Here is an 8,428-nt window from a genome sequence, read left to right on the forward strand (position 1 = left end):
GTGATCAACCATAGTGGCCGGGGCGTCCTCCGCACGCAAGAACGATGGCACCGCGTGTCCCGGCCCGTCCCGCGATCCGCCAGGATGGGGCCATGGATCTTGTCGACCGGTGGGTGGCGCTGGCGGGGCCCCACACCCGGCACATCGGGACCGAGCTCGACCAGCGCTACGGGGAGCCGCACCGCCGCTACCACACCCGCGCGCACCTCGCCGCGGTGCTCGATCTCGTGGACGAGCTGGCCGGGCACGCCGAGGACCCCGACGCCGTCCGGATCGCCGCCTGGTTCCACGACGCCGTCTACGACCCCGAGCGCGCCGACAACGAGGAGCGCAGCGCCCGCCTGGCCGCGCGCATGCTCGCCGACACCGACCTCCCGGAGGCGGTCGTCGCGCGGGTCGTCCGCCTCGTCGAGCTGACCGCCACGCACGCGCCGGAGGAGGACGACCGGGACGGGCAGGTGCTCTGCGACGCCGACCTCGCCGTCCTCGGCGCGGAGCCCGAGCAGTACGCCGCCTACGCGGCGGCCGTCCGCGAGGAGTACGCGTTCGTCCCCGACGAGTTCTTCCGCGCCGGACGGGCCGAGGTCCTCAACGGCCTCCTGGCCCTGCCCCGGCTCTTCCACACGCCCGCCGCGCGCGAGCGCTTCGAGGAGCGCGCCCGCGACAACATGCGGACCGAACTCCTCCTCCTCAACGCCTAGACGCCGAGCCGGCCGTCCGGCACCGGCCGGGGCCGGTAGGCCTTGCGGCGGCGCAGGCCCGCCTTGGTCAGCCGCAGGAGCAGCTCCTGGCAGCCCACCGCCTCGGCGCCCTGGAGCAGCGCCGCCTCGTACAGCTCCGACGGGACGTCGTAGTGGTCGCGTTCGAACGCCCGCGGCGGCATGCCCAGTTCGGCGGCGAACACGTGCAGCTCGTCGTAGGACACGTCGCTGACCATGTGCGACCACACGCGGCCCCGCGCGGGCCACAGCGGCGGGTCGATGAGGATCAAGGCCACTCCCGCGATCGAGGCAAGGGGATCCCCTACTGTGATTCTCCAGTCTCGGGGAACCCGAGGGGGTCGGGACGTCCGGAGACCCCGGACAGAGGTAACTCAGCCCGACATTACGACATGCGAAGGGGCATGCAGGTGAACGACGTAGTCGCCTACATCCAGGCGGACCGCGACCGGTTCGTCGCCGACCTCAAGGAGTGGCTGGCGATCCCGTCCATCTCCGGGGACCCGGCGCACGCCGAGGATGTGCGCACCTCCGCCGGATGGCTCGCCGAGTACCTGCGAGGGCAGGGCTTCCCCACCGTCGAGGTCTGGGAGACCCCCGGCCTGCCGGCGGTGTTCGCCGAATGGCCCGCCGAGGACCCGCAGGCTCCCACGGTCGTCGTCTACGGGCACCACGACGTCCAGCCGGTCGAGCCGCTGGAGGAGTGGGAGACCGACCCGTTCAAGCCCGTGGAGAAGGGCGACCGGCTCGTCGGGCGCGGCGCGTCCGACGACAAGGGCCAGGTCTTCTTCCACACCCTCGGCATCCGCGCGGCGCTCGCCGCGTCCGGGCGGCAGGCCCCGCCCGTCACCGTCAAGCTGCTGGTCGAGGGCGAGGAGGAGGCCGGCTCGGTGCACTTCGCCGAGCTGCTGCGCACCCACCGCGACCGGCTCGCCTGCGACGCCGTCGTCATCAGCGACACCACGATGTGGGCGGCGGACGTGCCGTCCATGTGCACCGGCATGCGCGGCCTCGCCGAGGCCGAGGTCACGCTGCGGGGCCCGGACGGCGACCTGCACTCCGGCTCGTTCGGCGGCGCCGTCCCGAACCCGCTCCACGCGATGGTCTCGCTGCTCGCCGCCCTGCACGACGACGACGGCCGCGTCGCCGTCCCCGGCTTCTACGACGACGTCGTCCCGCTCAGCGACGAGGAGCGGGAGCTGTTCGCCCGGCTGCCGTTCGACGAGGCCGAGTGGCTGCGCACCGCCGGGAACAGCCGCGCCGCCTACGGCGAGAAGGGCTACACCACCCTCGAACGCGTCTGGGCGCGGCCGACCGCCGAGATCAACGGCATGTGGGGCGGGCACACCGGTCCGGGCGGCAAGACGATCGTCCCGCGCGAGGCGCACGCCAAGATCTCGTTCCGGCTCGCCGCCGGGCAGGACCCCCGCAAGATCCAGGAGTGCTTCGAGACGTGGGTCGCCGAGCAGGCGCCGCCCGGCGTCGAGGCCGAGGTCCGCGTCCCCGGCGGCGGCGTCCGGCCCTGCTTCTCGCCGATCGACTCGCCCGGCGTGAAGGCCGCGCGGCGCGCCATGGAGCGGGCGTTCGGCACCGAGGTGCTGTTCACCCGCGAGGGCGGCAGCGGGCCCGAGGCCGACCTCGCCGACATCCTGGACGCGCCGCTGATCTTCGTGGCGGTCGGGCTGGACGGCGACCGCATCCACGCCCCCAACGAGAAGGTCGAGATCCCCCTGCTGCTCAAGGGCGCCGAGACCGCCGCCTACCTGTGGGAAGAACTCGCGGCCGCGCTGCGCTGAACACGCAGGAGAGGAGCACGATGACCGACGCCCCGACGGACAGTCCGCACGCCCCGCTGGAGTGGCTCGCGCTCGCGCGCGGCACGCTCGACCGCGTCGCGCTGAACCGGCGCGACGAGGCCTGGCTGGACGAGGCGTGGGCCGACCCCAGGACGCGCGTCCTGGTCATCGAGGACGGGCGGTCGCCGGTCGTCTTCGAGCCGGCCCCCGCGCTCGTCCTCGTCCCGCCGGACCAGGCGCCGGACGGCGACCGGTGGCTCCTCGGCGTCGACGGCGACGGCGTCGCCCACTTCGGGGTGAGCGGCCCGCTGCCCGTCATCGAGGGGGCGGAACCGGCCGGGCTCCGCCGCGTCGGCGCCCTTCTCGGCGACCAGGACTCCGGCCTGCTCACCCACGCCGTCGCCCTGGAGCACTGGCACGGAACCCACCGGTTCTGCCCGCGGTGCGGCGCCGAGACACGCGTGGCGTCCGCCGGGCACGTGCGCGTCTGCCCCGAGGACGGCTCGCAGCACTTCCCCCGCGTCGACCCCGCCGTGATCATGCTGGTGACGGACGAGGCCGACCGCGTGCTGCTGGCCCGCGGCCCGCAGTGGCCGGCCGACCGCCGCTCGATCCTCGCCGGGTTCGTCGAACCGGGCGAGTCCCTCGAACAGGCCGTCGCGCGGGAGGTGCAGGAGGAGGTCGGGCTGCCCGTCCGGGACGTCCGCTACCTCGGCAGCCAGCCGTGGCCGCTCCCGCGGAGCCTCATGCTCGGGTTCACCGCGCGGACGGACGGGGACCTCCCGCTGCGCCCCGACCCCGAGGAGATCCTGGACGCCGCCTGGTACACGCGCGAGGAGCTGCGCGCCGCGATCGACGCGGGCGAGATCGTCGCGCCGGGCCCGCTGTCCATCGCCGCCCAGCTCATCATGCGCTGGTACGGCGGCGAGCTTCCCAAGATGCCGCCGTTCTAGGAGCCCGCGTATGCGGAAAGGCCCGCCGACCGTCCGGTCGGCGGGCCTTTTCCGTGAGTCTCAGCCCGCGTCGGCGATCTGCGCGAGGCGGCGCTTGACCTCCTTGGCGCTGGGGTTGGTCGCGGCCGTGCCGTCGGGGAACACCAGCGTCGGGACCGTCTGGTTCCCGCCGTTCACGCTCATCACGAACTCGGCGGCCTCGGGGTCGCGCTCGATGTCGATCTCCACCATATGGATGCCGTCGCGGGCCAGCTGGCTCTTCAGCCGCCGGCAGAAACCGCACCAGGACGTCGTGTACATGGTGAGCTGGCCGGCCGCGCCCTTGGCCCGGTCGGTCGTCGGCGTCGCCATCGCTTCCGCGTCTCCTTGCGCTCGGGGGTGTACCTCCGGAAGAACAGTAGACAGCCGTTCCGCATTCCGTCGTCCACAGGCGGCGGTATGGCTGATGCAGGTGAGGCGGGCTGCGAGTATGGGGGAATGTCAGCTGAGTCGGTGCTGGAGGGGCTCGACCCCGAGCAGCGGGCGGTCGCCGAGGCGGTGAAGGGCCCGGTCTGCGTCCTCGCGGGCGCCGGGACGGGCAAGACCAGGGCCATCACCCACCGGATCGCCTACGCCACGCTCACCGGCGTCGTGACGCCGCAGCGGGTGCTCGCCGTGACGTTCACCACCCGGGCGGCGGGCGAGCTGCGCAGCCGGCTGCGGCAGCTCGGCGCGCCCGGCGTGCAGGCCCGCACGTTCCACGCGGCCGCGCTGCGGCAGCTCGGCTACTTCTGGCCGCGCGTCGTCGGCGGCGAACCGCCGAAGATCGTCGACTCGAAGATCGGGCTCGTCGCGGACGCGGCGCGGGCGTGCCGGCTCTCGCTCGGCCGCACGGAGCTGCGCGACGTCGCGAGCGAGATCGAGTGGGCGAAGGTCACCCAGAACCGCCCCGAGGACTACCCCGCCGCGGTCGTGAAGGCGGGCCGCCGCCCGCCCGCCGAGATCGTCGACGTGGCCCGCGTCTACGCGATGTACGAGCAGCTCAGGCGCGAGCGCAACCTGCTCGACTTCGAGGGCATGCTGGAGCTGACCGCGGCCGTCATCACCGAGCACCGCGAGGTCGCCAACCAGGTCCGCGAGCAGTACCGGTACTTCGTCGTCGACGAGTTCCAGGACGTCAACCCGCTGCAGAAGATGCTGCTCGACGCCTGGCTCGGCGACCGCGACGACCTGTGCGTCGTCGGCGACCCCAACCAGACGATCTACTCGTTCACCGGCGCGTCCCCCTCCCACCTGCTCGACTTCACCCGCGAGCACCCGGACGCCAAGGTCGTCAGGCTCGTCCGCGACTACCGCTCGACGCCGCAGGTCGTCCGGCTGGCGAACGGGGTGATCGGGCAGGCGCGGGGCGCGCGGCACAAGCTGGAGCTGGTCGCGCAGCGCGAGAACGGGCCCGAGCCCGTGTTCAACGAGTACGACGACGAGGTCGCCGAGGCCGACGACGCCGCGCGGCGGGCCCGCAAGCTGATCGAGGAGGGCGTGCCCGCGCGGGAGATCGCGATCCTCTACCGGATCAACGCGCAGTCCGAGACGTACGAGTCGGCGCTCGCGGCCGCGGGCGTCCCGTACGTGCTGCGCGGCGCGGAGCGCTTCTTCGAGCGGCCCGAGGTGCGCGAGGCCGTCGTCCGGCTGCGCGGCGCGGCCCGGGCGGGCGCCGACGCCGAGACCGACGGGATGGGGCTGATCCAGACCGTCCGGCACGTGCTGAGCGGGGCGGGGTTCTCCGACCGGCCGCCCGAGGGCGCGGGCGCGGCCCGCGCGCGCTGGGAGTCCCTCGCGGCGCTGGCGCAGCTCGCCGAGGACATGGCCGCCGACGATCCCCGGGCCGGGCTCCCCGAGTTCGTCGCCGAGCTTGAGGAGCGCGCCGCCGCGCAGCACGCGCCGCCGCTGGAGGGCGTCACGCTCGCCTCGCTGCACGCCGCCAAGGGCCTGGAGTGGGACGCGGTCTTCCTCGTCGGGCTGGCCGAGGGCACGCTGCCCATCGTCTACGCCAAGACGCCCGAGCAGATCGAGGAGGAGCGCCGCCTCCTGTACGTCGGCGTCACCCGGGCCCGCGTGCACCTGAACCTGTCGTGGGCGCTGGCGCGCTCGCCCGGCGGGACGCAGGCGCGCCGCCCGTCCCGCTTCCTGGACGGCCTGACCGGCAAGACCACCACGCACACGCCCGCGCGCGTCGACCGGTCGAAGCGGCGTCCCGCCAAGGGCCCGCAGCCGTGCCGCGTCTGCGGGCGCCCCCTGACCGCGGCCGTCGAGCGCAAGCTCGGCCGCTGCGAGGACTGCCCCTCCGAGCTGAACGAGGAGCTCCTCCTCGCGCTCAGGGAGTGGCGCGCCGGGGTGTCGGCCGAGCAGAAGGTGCCCGCCTACGTGGTGTTCACGGACGCGACGCTCCAGGCGATCGCCGAGCACGCCCCCGAGTCCATGGAGGACCTGGCCCGCATCCCCGGCGTCGGCAGGGTCAAGCTCGACCGCTACGGTGACGCCGTCCTCGGCCTCTGCGGGCACTAGCGCCGCGGGCGAGGCGGGACGGGGCGGCGCGGGGGCGCCGCTGTCGCGGGGTGAGACCCGGCTCACTCGCACCGATAGGGAAGACTGGCCGCCGTGAAGGAATCGCTGAAGGCACTGCTGGACCTGCTCGACCTGGAGCAGATCGAGAACGACATCTTCCGCGGCCGCAGCCCCGAGGAGCGGCGGCAGCGCGTGTTCGGGGGGCAGGTGGCGGGGCAGGCGCTCGTCGCCGCCGGGCGCACCGTCCCCGCGAACCGGCCCGTCCACTCGCTGCACGCCTACTTCATCCGCCCCGGCGACCCGCTGGTCCCGCTCGTCTACACCGTCGACCGGGTCAGGGACGGGCGGTCCTTCACCACCCGCCGCGTCACCGCCGTCCAGCACGGCAAGGCGATCTTCACGCTGTCGGCGTCGTTCCAGATCGTCGAGGACGGCCCGTCCCACCAGGCGCCGATGCCCGAGGCCCCCGCCCCGGAGACGCTCCCGGACGGCCTGACCCGCCTCACGCCGCTGTTCGGCGAGGTCGGCGCGCGCGAGTTCGTCGCCCGCCGCCCGTTCGACATCCGGCACGCGACGCCGCTGACGTGGGAGGCGGCCAAGGACCCCGCCCTCGCCACGCCCGAGTCGAAGGTGTGGCTGAAGGTCGACGGCGAGCTGCCGCACGACCCGCTCCTGCACGTGTGCCTCATGACCTACGCATCGGACATGACGCTGCTCGACACCGTCCTGCTCAACCACGGGCTGGCCTGGGGCGACAAGCGGACGATGGGCGCCAGCCTCGACCACGCGATGTGGTTCCACCGGCCGTTCCGCGCCGACGACTGGCTGCTGTACTACCAGGACACGCCGTTCGCCGGCGGTGCCCGCGGGCTCGCCCGCGGCCAGGTGTTCACCCGCTCGGGGGAGCTGGTCGTGTCGGTCATGCAGGAGGGCCTGGTCCGGGTCTCCGACACCGGGCGCGGGGCGCCCGCCGGCCCGTCCGTGAAATGATCGTTCCGTAAGGGGCTCCCGGGAGCTTCGACGCTCGCGAGGCGCCCGGGGTTCTGCGGAATCCGGGTGAGGTCGCCCACGAAACCGCAGGTCAAAAATATCTTGCTTGATTCGGCGGAGTCCCCGTACGCTCGACGCGAGCAATCAACCGGCCGACCGGTGTGGATCTTGGATCCGCCGGACACGGCCCGAGGAGCCCGAGAGGTGGTGTGTAGTCCGGTGAGCAACACGTTGATCAAATTCGCGTCCTGGACCGCAGCCTGCCCCGGCGCCTCGATGCTCGGCACCTCCGTGCCCGCCCCGATGACCCGTGTCTCGAAGCCCGGCGAGTCCGCCGCGTATGCCGAGGCGTCCGTCTTCGAGGCGTCCGCCCTGCGGCAGCGTGAGCGCGGCATGTGGCGCGGCGAGCGCGGGCTGCACGGCACGAATCTGTGCGATCTGCGCTTCGAGCAGCGAATCCAGGACGACCAGGGGCGCAGTGTCTTCGAACACCTTCTCGAGGACATGAGCGTTCCGGCTCCGGCCACGGCCCACACGGGCGTCACCTTCACGGGTGGCGTGTCGGGTCCGTACCCCTGGAGGCGACGACCGGTCTAGAACAAGGCCGGCAAGCCCCCAGGCCGCGGATCCGACACCGGATCCGCGGCCTTCTTCTTTGTCCAGACCCACCGACACGCCCGTTGAGATCCAACGAGAGGAACAAGGGTGACTGTGATGCAGGGGGCTCTCGCAGTAAGCGAGGAGGACCTCACGCTTCCGTGCCGGACCGACCCGGAGCTGTTCTTCGCCGAGGCTCCCGCCGACGTCGAGCTCGCCAAGGCCCTGTGCCTGGAGTGCCCGCTCCGCAAGGAGTGCCTCGCCGGGGCGCTGGAGCGCAAGGAGCCCTGGGGCGTCTGGGGCGGCGAACTGTTCGTCCGCGGTGTGATCGTGCCGCGCAAGCGGCCGCGCGGCCGCCCGCGCAAGCACCCGCGGCCCGACGAAGTGGCCGTGTGAGGCGACGATGCCCAGCACGCCGGTGATCGGCCGAACCGAACCCGTGGACGCGGTCCCCGCGCGGGGACCGCGCCCATGGGCGGCCGGGGAGAACGAGATGACACCGCTCAGCGAGATGACGTTGCTCAGCCAGGACCTGTCCCGGGAGCGACCACCCGTGCCCGACGAGCTCGCCGCCCGCGTGGTCGCGCTCAGGCGGGCCCGCCGGGAGGCGCGGACGAGGGCGTCGCGGGTGCGGCGCGTCCTGCTCGCGCCCACCGCGGCCGGCGAGGTGTACGCGCACCCGCGGCCGCGGCACCGGGACTGACGGACGATCCGGGCCCGGACCTCGGTCCGGGGGGGGCCGCCCCCCCGGGGGGGGGGCCCCGGGGGGGGCGCCAGGGCCCGGGTGCGGCGGCTGTACCGCCCGCTGACCCGGTTCGGGGTCGCCGTC

At 73.6% G+C, this 8,428-nt stretch carries 10 protein-coding genes; 8 read left to right on the plus strand and 2 right to left on the minus strand.

Translation table 11 applies throughout. The features are described from left to right. Window positions 1-92: 92 nt before the first annotated feature. The gene (locus AB0K37_RS17120; protein ID WP_363981472.1) at window positions 93-701 is read left to right on the plus strand and encodes an HD domain-containing protein; all 609 of its coding nucleotides are present in this window, start codon (window positions 93-95) and stop codon (window positions 699-701) included. Here the strand turns inward: AB0K37_RS17120 and AB0K37_RS17125 are convergent. Beyond that, on the minus strand, window positions 698-991 hold the full coding sequence (locus tag AB0K37_RS17125) for a DUF4031 domain-containing protein (protein ID WP_179833037.1): 294 nt from the start codon (window positions 989-991) through the stop codon (window positions 698-700). The genes AB0K37_RS17120 and AB0K37_RS17125 overlap by 4 nt on opposite strands. A gap of 138 nt (window positions 992-1,129) precedes the next feature. Here AB0K37_RS17125 and AB0K37_RS17130 point away from each other — a divergent pair, with 138 nt between their 5' ends. Continuing rightward, on the plus strand, window positions 1,130-2,515 hold the full coding sequence (locus tag AB0K37_RS17130) for a dipeptidase (protein ID WP_363981476.1): 1,386 nt from the start codon (window positions 1,130-1,132) through the stop codon (window positions 2,513-2,515). A gap of 20 nt (window positions 2,516-2,535) precedes the next feature. Next, on the plus strand, window positions 2,536-3,468 hold the full coding sequence (gene nudC, locus AB0K37_RS17135; protein WP_363981478.1) for an NAD(+) diphosphatase: 933 nt from the start codon (window positions 2,536-2,538) through the stop codon (window positions 3,466-3,468). Between the two features lie 60 nt (window positions 3,469-3,528). On the opposite strand, the gene AB0K37_RS17140 is transcribed toward nudC, so the two are convergent. After that, a complete protein-coding gene (locus AB0K37_RS17140; protein WP_345184466.1) occupies window positions 3,529-3,819 on the minus strand; it encodes a mycoredoxin in 291 nt (96 codons plus the stop codon). Window positions 3,820-3,945: 126 nt separating this feature from the next. Here AB0K37_RS17140 and AB0K37_RS17145 point away from each other — a divergent pair, with 126 nt between their 5' ends. The 5 genes from AB0K37_RS17145 (at window position 3,946) to AB0K37_RS17165 (ending at window position 8,302) form a co-directional block, all read left to right on the plus strand. Continuing rightward, the gene (locus AB0K37_RS17145; RefSeq protein WP_363981481.1) at window positions 3,946-6,012 is read left to right on the plus strand and encodes an ATP-dependent DNA helicase UvrD2; all 2,067 of its coding nucleotides are present in this window, start codon (window positions 3,946-3,948) and stop codon (window positions 6,010-6,012) included. A 93-nt stretch (window positions 6,013-6,105) separates the two neighbouring features. Beyond that, window positions 6,106-7,002: an acyl-CoA thioesterase II gene (gene tesB / locus AB0K37_RS17150; protein ID WP_363981484.1), complete on the plus strand. Its 897-nt coding sequence runs from the start codon at window positions 6,106-6,108 to the stop codon at window positions 7,000-7,002. Window positions 7,003-7,221: 219 nt separating this feature from the next. Beyond that, window positions 7,222-7,599, plus strand: a complete 378-nt coding sequence (locus AB0K37_RS17155) for a hypothetical protein (RefSeq protein WP_363981487.1) — start codon at window positions 7,222-7,224, stop codon at window positions 7,597-7,599. 117 nt (window positions 7,600-7,716) lie between these two features. Next, window positions 7,717-7,995: a WhiB family transcriptional regulator gene (locus tag AB0K37_RS17160; protein WP_052357680.1), complete on the plus strand. Its 279-nt coding sequence runs from the start codon at window positions 7,717-7,719 to the stop codon at window positions 7,993-7,995. A 97-nt stretch (window positions 7,996-8,092) separates the two neighbouring features. Continuing rightward, window positions 8,093-8,302 (plus strand): hypothetical protein, encoded by a 210-nt coding sequence (locus tag AB0K37_RS17165; RefSeq protein WP_363981490.1) that lies wholly within the window; start codon window positions 8,093-8,095, stop codon window positions 8,300-8,302. The last annotated feature ends 126 nt before the right edge of the window (window positions 8,303-8,428 follow it).

Source organism: Actinomadura sp. NPDC049753 (assembly GCF_040674655.1).
Lineage (GTDB): Bacteria > Actinomycetota > Actinomycetes > Streptosporangiales > Streptosporangiaceae > Spirillospora > Spirillospora verrucosospora.

Bases quoted from the DNA above. Each gene is read 5' to 3' on its own strand.
- AB0K37_RS17120 (WP_363981472.1), top strand. From the start codon at position 93: ATGGATCTTGTCGACCGGTGGGTGGCGCTGGCGGGGCCCCACACCCGG.
- nudC (WP_363981478.1), top strand. From the start codon at position 2,536: ATGACCGACGCCCCGACGGACAGTCCGCACGCCCCGCTGGAGTGGCTC.
- AB0K37_RS17140 (WP_345184466.1), bottom strand. From the start codon at position 3,819: ATGGCGACGCCGACGACCGACCGGGCCAAGGGCGCGGCCGGCCAGCTC.
- AB0K37_RS17145 (WP_363981481.1), top strand. From the start codon at position 3,946: ATGTCAGCTGAGTCGGTGCTGGAGGGGCTCGACCCCGAGCAGCGGGCG.
- AB0K37_RS17160 (WP_052357680.1), top strand. From the start codon at position 7,717: ATGCAGGGGGCTCTCGCAGTAAGCGAGGAGGACCTCACGCTTCCGTGC.
- AB0K37_RS17165 (WP_363981490.1), top strand. From the start codon at position 8,093: ATGACACCGCTCAGCGAGATGACGTTGCTCAGCCAGGACCTGTCCCGG.